This is a genomic window from Actinoplanes sandaracinus (genome assembly GCF_030009775.1).
In the GTDB taxonomy this organism is placed as follows: Bacteria; Actinomycetota; Actinomycetes; order Mycobacteriales; family Micromonosporaceae; genus Actinoplanes; species Actinoplanes sandaracinus.
The window spans coordinates 217,913-233,764 of the sequence record NZ_JASCTH010000018.1 but is presented as its reverse complement, the minus strand read 5'-3'; the positions used below and the strand labels follow the sequence as shown (position 1 = coordinate 233,764).

The window sequence follows — 15,852 nt, the reverse complement described above, 5'->3', positions numbered from 1 at the left end:
GCGGTCCCGCGGTCGGTCGCGGTGGCGGTCCCGGTGGCGGTCCCGGTGGCGGTCCTGGCGGCGGTCCTGGCGGCGGTCCCGGTGGCGGTCCTGGCGGCGGTCCTGGCGGCGGTCCTGGCGGCGGTCCTGGCGGCGGTCCTGGCGGCGGTCCCGGTGGCGGTCCTGGCGGCGGTCCCGGTGGCGGTCCCGGTGGCGGTCCCGGTGGCGGTCCTGGCGGCGGTCCCGGTGGCGGTCCCGGTGGCGGTCCTGGCGGCGGTCCCGGTGGTATGCCCTTGGGTATTCCGGCTCTTCGATAACCGCGTACTTCAGCGGTCAATGTCCCTCCATGACAAAGCGGGCCGCACCTCACCGGTGCGGCCCGCTTCGCGTCGATCACCAGGCGACCGGGGCGTAGTCCTTCAGGAAACAGCCGTACAGGTCCTCGCCCTGCTCCCCGCGGACGATCGGGTCGTACACCCGGGCCGCCCCGTCGACCAGGTCGAGTGGTGCGTGGAAGCCTTCCTCGTGCAGGCGCATCTTCGTCGGATGCGGCCGCTCGTCGGTGATCCAGCCGGTGTCGACACTGGTCATCAGGATGCCGTCGGCGAACATGTCGTCCGCGCTGGTGCGGGTCAACATGTTCAGCGCGGCCTTCGCCATGTTCGTGTGCGGGTGGCCGGCGCCCTTGTAGCCACGGGCGAAGATACCCTCCATCGCGGACACGTTCACCACATAGCGGCGCTTGAACTTCGACGCCGTCATCGCCGGGCGCAGGCGGCTCACCAGGATGAACGGCGCCGTCACATTGCAGAGCTGCACCTCCAGCAGCTCCAGCGGCGCCACCTCGTGCACCCGGTCGCTCCAGCTGTTCGTCGACGTCACGTCCGGCACCAGGCCACCCGCGTCGATCGCCACCGATCGGGCGGTCAGCGCCATCTCGGTGACCTCCTTGGCGGACAGCGTCGGCGGGTGTGCCGCGGTCAGCGCCGCCGCCGGAGATGAGCCGATCGACGCGGCGCCACCGAAGAACTCCAGCTCAGGCAGGGGACCGTCGGGCAGCGGAGCGGACTCGGCCGACACCAGCTCCGAATAGGCGCCCGCGGTACGCCGTACCGTCTGCGCCGCGTTGTTGATCAGAATGTCGAGCGGCCCCCGGGCCGCGACCGACTCGGCCAGGCCCACGACCTGCGACGGGTCCCGCAGATCGATGCCGACCACCCGCAGCCGGTGCAGCCAGTCGGCGCTGTCCGGCATCGCCGTGAAACGGCGGACCGCGTCGTGCGGGAACCGCGTCGTGATCGTCAGATTCGCGCCGTCGCGCAACAGCCGCAGCGCGATGTACATGCCGATCTTGGCGCGCCCGCCGGTGAGCAGCGCGGTCCGCCCGGTCAGGTCGGTGCGTGCGTCCCGCCGGGAGTGGTTCAGCTCGGCGCACGACGGGCAGAGCTGGTGATAGAACGCGTCCACCACGGTGAACCGCTGCTTGCACACATAACAGCCGCGCGCCTGCTTCAGGACGCCCGCGGTCGCACCACGCACCGTGCTGCGCAGCGGAATGCCCGCGGTCTCGTCGTCGATCCGTCCCGGCGCGCCGGTCGCGGTCGCCTCGGTCACCGCGCGATCGTTCGCCAGCACGGCCTGCCGGCGATCACGGCGCCGCTGAACCTTCACCGTCTTGAACAGGCCGGCGGTCGCACGCCGCACCCGCACCGCGTCCGGGTGATCTGGCGGCAGGCTTTCCACCTCGGTCAAGACCGCGAGACAGACCGCGAGGCGGTCAGGATCCACGCCCACGGCGTCCGGGTCGACACTGCCGGTCATTTCGTACGTCTCCCTCTGTTGCTGCCCGCACGCACTGTACTTACCGGTGGAGCCATCGACCCACCGGCCGTCCTATCGGCCACCGCACCCGCCAAGCGAGAACATGCAGCCGACTCCATCAGCTGTCAAGCGGTCACGTGGTGACGCCGCCGCCGCCGGCGCCGGCGGCGGCGTGCGCCGCCGGAACAAGGCCGGCGGCACATGTCTTGCGCCCCCTGGTGGACGGGTCTCGGTGAGGTGTCCGAGCGACGGCCGGCATGCCCGGCGCTGCGCGGATGCCGGGGTACGGCGGTGACCGCCGCCGGACCGGCCGGGGTACGGCGGTGACCGCCGCCGGACCGGCCAGCGCTCACCGCTGCCGCCGTCAGCGAGCGGGGGAGTCGGGATCCGGCTCGTCCGCGGGCCGCTCCCGGTGGGGCCGGACCGGACCGGGATGGTCGGCCAGGGAAGCGGGGCGGCGTGCCGGGCGGTCGTAGGGGTGCTCGCTCGATCCGTCCGCCCAGGACGGCCCGGTGTTGGCCGGGCGACGGGAGGTGCGCCCATGCTCCGGCAGGTGGTCGGCGAGAGTGGCCGGGCGAACGGGATCGCCCAGCCGTCCTTCCGAGAGCTCCGGCCCGGGTTCCGGCGCATGTCCGGGCTCGCCGGGCCCAGGCTCGGCGACGGTGTACGGCTCGACCCCGGTAGTGGCGGGCGGTGCTGTCTCCGCGCCGTTCAGCCACTCGTCGAGGGTCTGCGGCCGGCGGGCCGGGGCGGCCGGGACACCGCCGAGGTTGTGCGGCCGGTACACCGGTGCTCCGGCGCTGATCGGAGCGGTGGCAGCCTCGCCCGGAACCTGCGGGCGGCTGCGAGAACCGGCCGGAAGGTCGCCCAGGCTCTGCGGCCGATGCGCCGGAGCGCCGGCACTGACCGGGGTCGTGGAGACGTCCTGCGCGTTCAGCGGTCGCTGAACCGAGGCCCCGGCGCCGACCGGGGTCGTGGAGGCGTCCTGCAAGCTCAGCGGTCGCTGAGTCGACACCCCGCCGCCGATGGGAACAGCGGGGCTGATCGGGGCGGTGGGGTTGTTCTCCAGCGGCGGGGGGCGGTGCGCCGCGGCCGCCGAGAAGTCGCTCAGAGTCTGCGGGCGGCGGGCTGGGACCGGGTCCGGTGAGGTGGAGGCGCCACTCAGCCACTCGTCGAGGGTCTGCGGGCGGCGGTTCCGCACCGGTGTCTCGGCGTCGGCCGCAGCGTCGGCGTCGGCGGCATGGGCCGTGACCGTGGACTCCGCGGGTTCGACCGCGTCGACGACGGTTTCGTCCTCGGTGGATGTGTCGGGGATGGCGGCAGGATCGGGGTTGGTCTGCGGTGCCGTGTGTGCCGCCGCCCGATCGATGGCGGGGATGGCCTCGGGCTCAGCCGGCGAGCCATCGAGAGTGGCCATATCAGCGGCGTCGTTCACGCCGGCCGGGTCGACGGAATCCATGGACTTGGCGTCGGCGGTCGATTCGGCTTGACCGACCGGTTCGGTCAGGTCATCGGCGGTGACGGCAGGCTCGGCGGTGACGGCAGGCTCGGCGGTGACGGCAGGCTCGGTCGTGACCGCAGGCTCGACCATGATCGTCGGCTCCGCCGCGGTTGCCGGTTCAATTCCGAGGGGCTCGTCGGCGGGGATGGGCGGGTGGGGCTCTGCGGCGACCGGCTCTTCGTCGGTGGAGGCGGGGGATTCGGTCCGATCCTGATCGGTGACCGGCTCAGCCTCCCGGTGACCATGTTCGGCGAGGAAGTCGAGTGGGTCCGCCGAGGCCGGCTCGGCGAATTCGTCGGCCTCCACAGCGCGGGTGGTGTCCGGTTCGTCCGCGGAGTCGAACACCGTGTGTTCGCCCACCTCGTCCGGCTGGGCGGACGCGGCCGGCTTGCTCGCGGGTTGGGGCACGCCGGGCTCGGGCGTGGTCAGCTCACTCAGCGGTTCCGGCGAGACAGGCGGTTCCGGCGAGACAGGCGGTTCCGGCGAGACAGGCGGGACCGGCGAGACAGGCGGGACCGGCGAGATCGCTGAGACCGGCGAGACAAGCGCGACCGGCGGGACAGCCTCGGACGCGAGGTCTGACACGCTGGCAGCAGCGATCTCAGGCTGTTCCAGTTCAGCCGGACTTTCAGCCGGCGCGGTCTGGGCCCCGGGGATGAGGGCCGCGTCCGCATCGGGTTCGGCGGGGATGCGGGCCGCGTCCGCATCGGGTTCGGCGGGGATGACTGACTCGGCCGGAACCGGCGCGTCGGCGAAGGCCTCGTCGGAGTGTGCCTCGTGGGAGGACTCCGACGGCAGGGAAGGGTCAGAGGGCCGCACCGCACCAGGGGGAGTCACCCCGGGCGTGGATGTGGCCAGCAACTCTTCGAGGGACTGCGGGCGCTGCCGGAAGGCGGGCTGGGAGCTCACCGGGGCGACCGGCAGATCGCCGAGCGTCCGCGGGCGTGGCTGCGCGGCATCGGGCCGGTGCCGGGGCGCGGCCGGCGCGCCGGCCAGCCAGTCGTCGAGCGTCTGCGGGCGGCCCGCTCGTTCGGCGTAGGGGTGCGGCAGGCTGGCTTCGGGCTGCGGCGTGGTCACCGCTTCCCTCTCCGGATCCGTGGGTGACGTGGCGTCGAACAGGTCCCGGGAGGACCGTGCCGGGAACCCGGTGCCGGAAGAAGAGGCCGCGGCGGGGGAGGAGGCGGCGGCCTCGAAGGCGGTGATCGCCGGTTCCGCCGGGGCGGCGGACACGGACGCCGCGTCTGTCTCGGAGTCGAGAACGGAGGGGCCCGCGAAGTCGGTGAGGTCGACGAGGTCGGAGGGGTTTGCGAGGTCCGAGGGAGCGGAAGGGCCGGACGAGTCGGAGGGATCCCCCGACGGACCGACCGTCACCGGGAAGGCCGGTTCCTGCGGCTCGGTGACGGGCAGGTGGAGGACCTGGGTCACCGAGGCGTCGGGAGCGGCCTCGGACTCGCTATGCTCGCGGCGTTCGGCGAGGGCCTCGCTGGAGAGGATGGGCAGGCCCTGAGTCGGCAGGGCTCCGGTTGCCGGGACGTCGTCCCCGAGCTCCGGCGTGGGCGCGCCGGGCAGGTGAAGAACCTGCGTGGCGTACGGGTCGGAACGGAGCTCCACCGGGGCTGTGGGCGTGCGGTCGCGCTCGTCCGGGCCCGGCTTGGAGATCTCGACGCCGGCGGCCAGGGTGGCCTCGACCTCCGCCCAGATCGCCTCGGAGTCGACGGGTTCCGCGTCGGCCGCCTCGGCGCTGACGACCTCCGAGTGAACCGCCTGGAAGGTGACCAGGTCCGCTTCCGGCGACTGAGCCTCGTCGACGGGAAGAGCGGCAACGTCCGCCACGTCAGAAACGGCGGAAACGTCAGAAGCGGCGGCCATGTCCGAAGCCACGTCCAGCTCGTCCGAGATGTGCGGGACGTCGTCCGTACCGTCGGAGGAACGATCCGCCAGCAGCCCGCCCGCGTGGGCCTCCGCCTGCTCCTTGTCGGAGAGATAGCCGAGGACCGCGTCGTAGTCCAGCACCACCGTGCTGGAGGGGTCCGGGCCGGGGGCGCCGGAGGTCAGCGCGGCCTGCGCCGGCACGGCCCGTGCGAGGAGCGTCCCGTCGAGGACGGTGGTCTCTTCGAGGGAGGGGTCCACCGGCCGCCACGCGTGACGCCCGGAAGCTTCTTCCTCGCCCGCGTATTCGGCGAGGCCGGCGCGTTCCTGGAGGCGCCGCAGCGGGCCGGGCGCCCACCAGGAGGCGTCGCCGAGGAGAGCGAGCACGGAGGGCACGAGCAGGACCCGGACCACCGTCGCGTCCAGCAGCAGGGCGATGATCATGCCGACGCCGATGAAGCGCATGGTCGTCACCGATGACAGCGAGAACGCGCCGGTCACCACGATGAGCAGGAGCGCCGCCGCGCTGATGACCCGGCCGGTGCGGGTCAGGCCGATGGTCACCGCCTCGGTGGTGGTGGCGCCGCGCAGGCGGGCCTCGACCATGCGGGAGAGCAGGAACACCTCGTAGTCGGTGGAGAGGCCGAACACGACCGCGGCCATCAGGACGACGATGCCGGCTTCCAGCGGCGTCGGGGTGACGTCGAGCAGCGACGCTCCGTGCCCCTCCTGGAAGATCCAGACAAGGAGGCCGAAGGTGGCGGTGAGGCTGAGCGCGCTCATCACGACCGCTTTGATCGGCAGCAGGATCGAGCCGAACGCCAGGAACATCAGCACCAGGGTGGCCCCGACGAGCATGCCGATCATCGCCGGCAGTTTGGCGCCGATGGCTTCCAGGCTGTCGACGTTGCGGGCGGTGAGGCCGCCGACGAGCACCTCGGCGCGGTCGGGAGCAGCGAGGGCGCGCAGGCCGTCGACGGCGTCGCGGGCTTCGGTGCTGAACGCGTCGGTGCTCGCCAGATCGGCGGTGAGCACGACGACTTCCTTGCCGTTGCCGCCGGTGGGCGACACCTTCTCCACGCCGGCGACCTTCGCGGCGGCCTCACTGATCGCAGTGATGTCGGGTGTCGCGGCGGCGTCGGTGGAGCGCACCACGATCTGCACGCCGTCCGAGCCGAACTGCGGATAGTCGGCTTTGAGCGTCTCCACCGCGACCCGGGACGGGTCTCCGGCGGGCAGCTGCCGCTCGTCGTTCTCGCCGAATCGGACGTCCAGGATCGGAAGGGCGAGGAGCAGGAGAAGCGCGAGGATGGGTACGGCCACGAGCACCGGTCGCCGCAGCACCCCGGCCGCGAGCCGTTGCCAGCCGCCGTCTCCGCCTCGGCCGAAGCGGGGCAGCCGGACGGGGAGCATGTCGACGCGCGGCCCGAGCACGGCGAGCAGCGCCGGCAGCAGGGTGAGGGACAGCAGCATGGCGAGGAAGACGGCCGCGAGTCCGCCGTACGCCAGAGATTTGAGGAAGCCCTGCGGGAACAGCAGGAGCCCGGCGAGGGCCGTCATCAGCAACGTCGCGGAGAAGACGACGGTCCGGCCGGCGGTCGCCACGGTGCGCCGGATCGCCTCGGCCGTGTCGTGCAGGGCCTGTTCCTCGCGGAACCGGCCCACCATGAACAGGCCGTAGTCGATCGCCATGCCGAGGCCGAGCAGGCTGGCCACGTTGATGGCGAACGAGTTGACCTCGTGGTTGAGCGCGATCAGGTGCAGCACGCCGAGCGAGCCGAGCACCGAGCAGCCGCCGACCAGCACCGGCAGGGAGGCCGCTACCAGCGACCCGAAGATGATCAGCAGCAGGATCAGGACGATCGGCAGCGACACCAGTTCGGCGAAGGCCAGATCCTCGGTCGAGCGCTGTGACGACGCGTGGTTCAGCGGGATGCCGCCGGCCAGCTGGACCTGGGCGCCGGCGACGGTGAAGGAGTCCTCGATCTCGCCGTACGCCGCCATCCTGGCCGCGTCGTCGTCGCCGGTGAGGGTGATGACCGCGACCGCGCTGGACTTGTTCTCGGCGGCGAAGGCCGGAGCCTTCTCGTCCCAGTACGAGGCCCGCGCCTTCACCGCGCTCTCCGGCAGCGCGCCGAGCCGTTCCTGGATGCGCTTGGTGAGCGCGGCGTCGTCGATGGTGCCCTGGTCGGGCGTGTAGATCGCGATGACGTCGCCGCCCTGCCCACCCGTCGCGGCCGCCACCACGTCGGCGGCACGGGACGACTCGCTGCGTGGGTCGTTGAAGCCACCCTCGGTGAGCTGCCCGAACACGCCGATGCCCCAGGTGCCCGCACCGATCACCGCGACGAGCGCGACGATGAGCACCAGCCACCTCAGGCGGGCGACCCGCGATCCCCAGCCCGCGAACACAGGGTTCCCCTTTCCGGGTTGAACAGAGAGTTCGAGCAGTTCAGCTCAGGGTTGCGGCCTGAAGGGCCACGCCGCCGCAGTTCTCGTCGTACGTGGAGGCGGTGATCCACTTGACCGAGATCTTGCCAGTAGCGGAGGCCCGGTAGGAAATGACGTAGGCGGTTGTCGCCATCGATTCACCGCGGCTGCCCCAGACGTCGGTGACGATGTCGCCGCCGGTGCTGAGTTCGACTCGCAGCCTGCCGCGGGCCTTGGTCGCCCCGACGTACAGGGTCAGAGTGTTCTGCTGGATCCCGGCCGGCGCCGAGAGGGTGAATCCGTGACCGCTGCCGCAGGTGCCGATGCCGCTGGTGGCGCCGGACGACGCCGCCAGGGGCTCACCGCCGGTCCAGGCGTACCGCTGCGGGCCGGCGGTGAGCCGGTTGCGCGGTTCGGTGGGGGTGCCTTCGAGGATCGAGAACCCGCCGCCGGCTTTGCGTTCGAGGGAGAAGCGGCCCTGTTCGCCCCAGTGCACCCAGTCGATCGTGCCGCGGGCCGCGAGGTCGATTCTGGAGGCGATCGGCACCCGCTCGATGGCGATCGAGTCGACCGGCGTGAACGACGGTGATCCGGCGGCCGTCGGCAGGGGGATGGGCAGCTGCTGGGACGGTTCGCCGGCGGCGGGCGCGGACGCCCGTGGCTCCTCCCCACGGTCGGCGGTGTTCTGGACGACCAGGCCGAACGCGACCACCGTGAGCACCCCGGCCATGATCACCGCAGCCGGTTGCCGGTACTCCCGCCAGTGACGCCGTCCCTCGGGATCGAGCAGAGGCAAAGATCCTCCAGATCAGGCGGGACGGGCAGGAGCGGTAAACGATCTCATCCCTCAGGGCCCTGGAGAAGAGGGCAGGCCAGGTCGGAGACGTACGGATGATCATCCCTATCGGCGGTTCGGGGGAGGTTCTCCGCCGCGTTACGGCCGGTTGCGAGTAGCGTGTCCGGAGTTTCCGACTTGCCGACCGGGAGTTTGACGAATGAGCGATCAGACCACGTCCACCAGCAAGCGCCGCGGGCAGGCCATCGCCGGGGTGCTCAGCGGCGCGCTCGTGTTCGCCGTCCTGGTGGGCGTCTTCTTCATGGTGCGCGACGACGACCAGCCGGTCCCGACGGCCGCGCCGGCCTCGCAGGCGGCGCAGGCGGCGTCCGGGGACGCCGGGATCACTCAGGAGCCGAAGGTGACCACGGGCACCGGCACGCTGACCGATCTGGTCATCAAGGAGCTGATCCCGGGCTCCGGTGAGGTGGTCAAGGCCGGGCAGACCATCAGCGTGAACTACATGCTGACCGGTTACACCTCGGGCGAGGTGATGGACTCGTCGTGGAAGGACGGCAAGTCCACCCCGATCAGCTTCGAGATCGGCACCGGCCAGCTGATTCAGGGCTGGGACAAGGGCATCCCCGGCCAGAAGGTGGGCAGCCGCATCCAGCTGGACGTGCCGGCCGCCCTCGCCTACGGCCCGGAGCGCGGCGACCTGCGCTTCATCGTCGACATCCTGTCCGCGGAGTGATCACAGCGTCCGCGGAGTAGTCACAGCTCCGTCACGACCACGTCGAGCTGACGCGGCCCGGCCGGCCGGCCGGGCCGCTCCTCGACCGTGAACTTCAGATCGCGCAGGGCGGTGACCAACTCGTCCACCGAGCCCGGGTTCGCGGACTCCACCGCCAGCGCGCGGACCAGGCGGCCCTTGGTGGCCTTGTTGAAGTGGCTCACCACGGACCGCCTGGTCACCCCGTCGACGACCCGCTCGTGCAGCACACGCAGGGCGGCCGCGTTCGCACCCGGGGCCCACATCGCGGCATAGGCGCCGGAGCGCAGGTCCAGCACCGGCGTCCCGGCCGTCGCCTCGTCGAGAGCGGACTTCAAGACCTTCTTCCAGTACGCGGTGAGCCCGCCCACGGGCGCCGGCAGAGTGACACCGACCGAGCAGCGGTAGGCCGGGATGCGGTCACCGAGCCGCACGACGCCCCACAGCCCGGAGAAGACGACCGCGGTCCGGTCGAGCCACTCCCGGGCCGCCGTGTCCAGGCCCGCGGGTTCGAGCGCCTCGTAGAGCACCCCGGTGTAGATCTGCGACGCCGGTGCCGCCGCGGCCGACAGCAGGCCGGCGTTGCGGGTGATCTCCGCCCGCTGCCCGTCACTCAGGCCGAGCACCGCCAGGCTGTCGGCGACCGACCGCTCACTGCTCCGCGCGCACATCGTGACGAGCTTCTTGAGCACCCGGGTCCGGGCCGTGGCCAGCGACGGCAGCCAGAGGGCCGACGGGTCGGCGGGTGCGCCGGACGCGGCCGGGGTCTTGCCCTCAGAGGGCGGGAGCAGGATCAGCACGCCGCGAGATTAGCCGGTCGGTCACCCCGCGACCTTGACGGTGGTCTTCACCGTGGCGCGGTCGATCTCGCTGACCCGGATGGTGAAGGTGACCTCGTAGGTGCCGGGCAGCGGGAACGACAGCGAGCCCAGCGCCTGGTTTCCGGGGATCAGGCCGGCCATTGGCTGTTTCACCGCTTCCAGGCTGGGGTCGAGCAGCCGGGCGGAGACCTCCCACTCCTCGGCGGTCAGCGGCGCCCCGTCCGGTTTATAGAGGAACGCGTGCACCGTGTTGTACTCGCCCAGTTCGACCGGATAGATGTTGAACTGGACCGTGTAGAGGTCGCTGGTCAGCGTCTCGGAGAAGCCCTTGCCGGTGATCGCGCTCTGCTTGGCCCCGCTGCGGCCCGGGTCCACCTGCACCAGCACCGAGCTGAGCGCCAGGATCACCGTGGTCGCGGCGACCTCGATGCCGACGGTCCACCGCAGCCCGGAGCCACTGCGCCGGGACGTCACCATCCGGCGGGCGCCGGCCGCGGCGGCCAGCACCACGGCCAGGATGCCGAGTTTCACCAGCAGCAGCCGCCCGTACCCGGTCTGCCACAGCGCGGGCAGCGAGCCGAGCTGGACCACGGACTGCACGGCGCCCGCGACCACCAGCCAGATCACCGACAGCGCCGCCCACCGGGACCAGACCGGCAGGATCACCCCGAGCACGCGCGCCTCGGTGCGGCGCAGCAGGAACCCGGTCAACGTGATGAGGCCGCCGAGCCAGACCGCCATCGCGGCCATGTGCACCACGCCCACCACGACGGTCACCGCGGGCAGCGGGACCGCGATCGCGTGCCCGGTCAGCGGCCAGGTGGTCAGCCCGGCGACGGCGAGCAGCAGGACGGCGGCCACCCGGACCCGGTGCGGGCGGGGCCGCGGCGCGGGCGGCGTGGACAGCGCGGGAGCCGGCGCGGACGGCGCGGACGCTTCCGCCGCGCCCGCGCCGACCAGAACGGGTTCGGGCACGGTCCGGGCCACCCGCACGGTCCGCTCCGGTCGCCGCAGCAGCGGGGGCAGGAGTACGGCCAGAGCGCCCAGGACCGTCAGCCGGGCCACCAGCAGCAGCCCGAACTGGCTGGTCAGCACCTCGGTCAGTTCGGCGCCCGTGACCTGCCACAGCGCCGCCCCACTGCCCTGCTGCGACTGCAGACCGATCGCGGCGAGCGCGGACGCCGCGGTCAGTCCCAGACCGACCCGGATCAGCCGGAGCGCCCCGCGCCGGTCGCGGCGCCGTGGCCACAGGAACGCCAGGAACAGCGCGGGGCCGGCGATCAGCGTGAGTCCTCCGTACCCGATGGTCCGGAAGAGGGGGACCGCGACCGCGACGGAGGGATGGGTGCCGGTGGAGGCGGCGGGGGCCTCGGGGCGCGCCGAAGGCCCGCCGACCGAGAAGGTGATCGCGCCGCCGACCGGATGGCTGTCCGCCGAGATGACCCGGAAGCTGATCAGGTAGGTGCCGAGCGGCTTCTTCGCCTTGCGGACCGGGATGCGCACGGTCGTGCCCTCGACCGTGGCCTTGCCGGAGATCCGCTCGCCGTCCGGGGCGATCACCTGCACGTTCCCGGGGACTGGGGCGACCGGCTCGCTGAAGGTCACGGTGACCTCGGTGGGCGAGGCGCCGATCACACTTCCCGGCGCGGGGTTCGAACCGACCGGCGCGGCATGGGCGGCCGCGGGGGCGGCGGGCAGCGCGACAGCGGTGGTCAGCAGGACGGACAGGAAGAGGAGCACGCGGATCACATGAGGTAGTTCGTGGCGACGGGGGGAAAGGTTCAACCGGCGCCTGTGGATACGATCCGTGACAGCGCCCGACCCCGCCACCGAGGAGGCCGTCATGTCCGTCCACCCCCGTGCCGGTAGGCCGGCCGAACCGGCCGACCTCATCGACGTTCCCAAGGTCATCTCGCGTTACTACACCGAGCACCCGGACCCGGCCGAGGCGGGGCAGCGGGTCGCGTTCGGCACCTCCGGGCACCGCGGCTCCAGTCTGCGGACCGCCTTCAACGAGGATCACATCGCCGCGACCAGCCAGGCCATCGTCGAGTACCGGCGGGAGCAGGGCACCACCGGCCCGCTCTTTTTGGGCCGCGACACGCACGCGCTCAGCGAGCCCGCCATGATCACCGCGATCGAGGTGTTCGCGGCCAACGAGGTCACCGTCCTGGTCGACGACCGGGACGGCTACACGCCGACACCCGCCCTGTCACACGCGATCCTCCGCTGGAACAACGACAACTCGGCCAAAGCGGACGGCGTCGTCGTCACGCCCTCGCACAATCCGCCGGCCGACGGCGGCTTCAAGTACAACCCGCCGAACGGCGGGCCGGCCGACACCGACGCCACCAGGTGGATCCAGGACCGCGCCAACGCGCTGATCGCCGGAGGCCTCAAACAGGTGCGGCGCGCCGCCCGCCCGGCGACGTCCGAGACGTACGACTACCTCGGCAACTACGTCGACGACCTGCCCAACGTGATCGACGTCGAGGCGATCCGGAGTGCCGGAGTCCGCATCGGCGCCGACCCGCTCGGCGGCGCGAGCGTCGCCTACTGGGGTGAGATCGCGTCCCGGCACCGTCTGGACCTGACGGTGGTCAACCCGAACGTGGACCCGCGGTTCGGGTTCATGACGCTGGACTGGGACGGCAAGATCCGGATGGACTGCTCGTCGCCGTACGCGATGGCCTCCCTGATCGAGCAGAAGGACCGCTTCCAGATCGCCACCGGCAACGACGCCGACGCCGACCGGCACGGCATCGTCACGCCCGACGGCGGCCTGATGAACCCCAACCACTACCTCGCGGTCGCCATCGCCTACCTGTACTCGTCGCGCGACGGCTGGCCGTCCGCCGCGGGCATCGGCAAGACCCTGGTGTCGTCGTCGATGATCGACCGGGTCGCCGCCGACCTGGGCCGTCGTCTCGACGAGGTGCCGGTCGGCTTCAAGTGGTTCGTGTCCGGCCTGCTCGACGGCTCGATCGGGTTCGGCGGCGAGGAGAGCGCCGGGGCGTCGTTCCTGCGCCGCGACGGCGGCCCGTGGAGCACCGACAAGGACGGCCTCATCCTCGACCTGCTCGCCTCCGAGATCCTCGCGGTCACCGGCAAGAGCCCGAGCGAGCACTACCGGGAACTGACCGCGCGGTTCGGTGAGCCGGCGTACGCCCGGATCGACGCCCCCGCCACGCCCGCGGAGAAGGCGATCCTGGCGAAACTGTCGCCGTCCCAGGTCGCCGCCAAGGAACTGGCCGGGGAGGCGATCACCGCGGTGCTGACCAGCGCGCCCGGCAACGGCGCGGCGATCGGCGGCCTCAAGGTCGTGACCGGGTCCGGCTGGTTCGCGGCCCGGCCGTCCGGCACCGAGGACGTCTACAAGATCTATGCCGAGTCGTTCCTCGGCCCGGACCACCTGGCCCGCATCCAGGAGGAGGCGCGCGGCGTGGTGTCCGCCGCACTGTCCGGCTGACGGTTTCGACTCAGTAAAGCGGCTCCCTCGCCGACAGGCAGTCTGCAGGGTGAAATGCGCCTACCGGGCAGGAGCCGTACGAAACAGATGAGCGAACCGGAGACCGCCGGCGCACCGCGGTTGCGCACCGCGGGCTTGGTGCCGGCGCTGGTGGCCGTCGGTGCGGTCGCCGGCGTTCTGGTCTGGCTGTTGATCCGCGACGCCGGCGACGTCACCTACGGCTACCTCGGTGGCCCGCTGGCCATGGCCGCGGGCACGTTCGCCTGCCAGCGGATCGCCCGGGTGATCCAGTTGCCCCGGCCGGTGCGCCTCTTCTGGCGCCGGCTGCAGTACTCCGGCATCGCCCTGTCGATCGCGGCGGTCGTCACGCTGGCCCGGGCCAACAACAACACCGGCCTGTCGCTCTGGGTGGCCGTGCCGCTGATGCTCGGCGTGGTGCTGCTGATGTTCGCCTTCCTCGGCCTGCCCGGGCCCCGGCGCACCGCGGCCGGCTGGGCCCGGGCATTGCTCGACACCGTGACCATCGCCGTCGCCAGCGCCCTGATCTTCTGGTACGTGGTGCTCGACCTGGCTCCCGAGGGCACCTCGCTGAGCGCCCGGATCGCGGCCGCGGTCGTCGGGGTCGGCGGCGTGCTGCTGCTCGTGGTGATCGGCAAGGCCGCGGCCGCCCCGGAGACCGTCGTCGACGGGGCCGCGCTGCGTGTGCTCACCGTCGCGCCGATCACCTGCATCGCCGGCACCATCCTGCTCATCGCCGGCGCCGACGAATCCCGCATGGCGCTGTCGGTGCTCGCCCTCCCGCTGACCGGGGCCGCGTTCTGTGCCGGTGGCCTGCTGCAGCGCCGTGCCCTGAGCCGGCCCGCGGCCGGGGCCGCGTCTTCCCCGGACCGGTCGCTGTTCAACCTGTTGCCGTTCGTCGCGGTCACCGCCACGGCCGGTCTGGTGATCAGCGTCAGCGCCCAGGACATGACTCACCGGCAGCGCACCGTGATCGTCGGCGCGGTGCTGATCGCCGGCTGCGTCGTCGCCCGCCAGCTTCTCAGCCTGCGCGAGAACGCGCTGGCCCTGCGAGGCATCCGCCGCCAGCAGGCCGAACTGGAACGGCTCGCGCTCAGCGACAACCTGACCGGGCTGCCCAACCGGGCCCGGTTCCTCGTCGCGCTCGGCGAGCGGCTCGACGCGCACCAGCCGGCCAGCGCCGTGCTCATCGACGTCGACGACTTCAAGATGATCAACGACACGCTGGGACCGGCCGCCGGCGACCAGTTGCTCTACCAGGTGGCGCAGCGTCTCCGCGCCCAGTGCGCGGCCGGTGAGCTGCCGGCCCGGCTCGGTGGGGACGAGTTCGCCGTGCTCCTGCCCGTCGATGAGGCGAACCTCGCCGAGGCCGCCGCAAGCCGGATCCTGCTCGCGCTCGCCGAACCGTTCCGGATCGCCGACCAGCAGCTCCTGCTGCACGCCAGCGCCGGCATCGCCCTCGCCGACACCGGCGAGAACGCCGACGAGGTGCTGCGCAACGCCGACATCGCGATGTACGCGGCCAAGGAGTCCGGCAAGGCCTCCTGGGTCCGGTTCGAGGCGCGGATGCGCGAGGACATGGTCAACCACGCGCGGCTCGCCAGCGAACTGCGCAACGGCATCGTCCGCGGCGAACTGCGACTGCTCTACCAGCCCGTCTTCGACCTGGTGACCGGCCGCCTGCACGGGGCCGAGGCGCTGGTCCGCTGGCAGCACCCGGTGCGCGGGTTCGTCTCGCCGGGCGAGTTCATCCCGGTCGCCGAACGGTCCGGGCTGATCGTGCCGCTCGGCGCGTGGGTGCTGCGCGAGGCGTGCTCTCAACTGGCCGCCTGGCGTTCCGCCTACGGCGACGGCGCGGTCGAGGCGGTCAACATCAACGTCGCGGTCCGGCAGCTTCGCGAGGCCGGCTTCGTCGACGAGGTGGCGGCCGTGCTCAGCGACACCGGGCTCACCCCGCGCAACGTGATCCTCGAGGTCACCGAGTCGTCGGTGGTCGACGGCCGCCAGGTGCAGGAGACCCTGCGGGCGCTGCACGAGATGGGTGTGAGCCTGGCCCTCGACGACTTCGGCACCGGCCAGTCGTCACTGAGCCTGCTGCGGGCCTTCCCGGTGGACGTGCTCAAGCTCGACAAGTCGTTCGTCGACGGCATCGCCGACGGCGCCGACCGGGGCCGCCTCGCGGTCGCCGCGGCGGTCGCCCAGCTCGCCGAGCACCTCCAGCTCAAAGCGGTCGCCGAGGGCATCGAGAACCAGGAGCAGCTGGACCGGCTGCGCGACATGGGCTACCGGTACGGGCAGGGGTTCTTCATGGCCCGGCCGCTGCCCCCGGCCGAGTGCGGCGCGCTGATGGCCGCCGATCCGGTTCGGGCCGCCTGATCTTTCGTCCGGGGTGGACCT

The 15,852-nt window shown here is 72.1% G+C and carries 8 protein-coding genes; 3 read left to right on the top strand and 5 right to left on the bottom strand.

Translation table 11 applies throughout. From position 1 onward, the window contains the following. Positions 1–372: 372 nt before the first annotated feature. The 3 genes from QLQ12_RS26970 to QLQ12_RS26960 all read right to left on the bottom strand — a co-directional run bounded on the left by QLQ12_RS26970 (position 373) and on the right by QLQ12_RS26960 (position 8,396). Positions 373–1,800, bottom strand: coding sequence for an SDR family NAD(P)-dependent oxidoreductase (locus QLQ12_RS26970; protein WP_282763287.1), 1,428 nt, complete (start codon positions 1,798–1,800; stop codon positions 373–375). A gap of 364 nt (positions 1,801–2,164) precedes the next feature. After that, positions 2,165–7,582, bottom strand: coding sequence for an MMPL family transporter (locus tag QLQ12_RS26965; RefSeq protein WP_282763286.1), 5,418 nt, complete (start codon positions 7,580–7,582; stop codon positions 2,165–2,167). A gap of 40 nt (positions 7,583–7,622) precedes the next feature. Next, positions 7,623–8,396 (bottom strand): hypothetical protein, encoded by a 774-nt coding sequence (locus tag QLQ12_RS26960; RefSeq protein ID WP_282763285.1) that lies wholly within the window; start codon positions 8,394–8,396, stop codon positions 7,623–7,625. Between the two features lie 199 nt (positions 8,397–8,595). Between QLQ12_RS26960 and QLQ12_RS26955 the strand changes: the two genes are divergently transcribed. Continuing rightward, a complete protein-coding gene (locus QLQ12_RS26955; RefSeq protein ID WP_282763284.1) occupies positions 8,596–9,129 on the top strand; it encodes an FKBP-type peptidyl-prolyl cis-trans isomerase in 534 nt (177 codons plus the stop codon). A 20-nt stretch (positions 9,130–9,149) separates the two neighbouring features. Here QLQ12_RS26955 and QLQ12_RS26950 read toward each other — a convergent pair whose 3' ends face one another. Next, on the bottom strand, positions 9,150–9,947 hold the full coding sequence (locus QLQ12_RS26950; RefSeq protein WP_282763283.1) for a YaaA family protein: 798 nt from the start codon (positions 9,945–9,947) through the stop codon (positions 9,150–9,152). A 21-nt stretch (positions 9,948–9,968) separates the two neighbouring features. After that, on the bottom strand, positions 9,969–11,717 hold the full coding sequence (locus QLQ12_RS26945) for a copper resistance CopC/CopD family protein (protein ID WP_282763282.1): 1,749 nt from the start codon (positions 11,715–11,717) through the stop codon (positions 9,969–9,971). Positions 11,718–11,811: 94 nt separating this feature from the next. Between QLQ12_RS26945 and pgm the strand changes: the two genes are divergently transcribed. Next, positions 11,812–13,437 (top strand): phosphoglucomutase (alpha-D-glucose-1,6-bisphosphate-dependent), encoded by a 1,626-nt coding sequence (gene pgm / locus QLQ12_RS26940; protein ID WP_282763290.1) that lies wholly within the window; start codon positions 11,812–11,814, stop codon positions 13,435–13,437. 87 nt (positions 13,438–13,524) lie between these two features. Beyond that, complete coding sequence (locus QLQ12_RS26935) at positions 13,525–15,831, top strand: putative bifunctional diguanylate cyclase/phosphodiesterase (protein WP_282763281.1); 2,307 nt, start codon at positions 13,525–13,527, stop codon at positions 15,829–15,831. Positions 15,832–15,852: the final 21 nt, after the last annotated feature.

What these genes read in the sequence shown, in the direction of transcription:
- pgm (WP_282763290.1), top strand. Translation starts at nt 11,812, where the DNA reads ATGTCCGTCCACCCCCGTGCCGGTAGGCCGGCCGAACCGGCCGACCTC.
- QLQ12_RS26970 (WP_282763287.1), bottom strand. Translation starts at nt 1,800, where the DNA reads ATGACCGGCAGTGTCGACCCGGACGCCGTGGGCGTGGATCCTGACCGC.
- QLQ12_RS26955 (WP_282763284.1), top strand. Translation starts at nt 8,596, where the DNA reads ATGAGCGATCAGACCACGTCCACCAGCAAGCGCCGCGGGCAGGCCATC.
- QLQ12_RS26935 (WP_282763281.1), top strand. Translation starts at nt 13,525, where the DNA reads ATGAGCGAACCGGAGACCGCCGGCGCACCGCGGTTGCGCACCGCGGGC.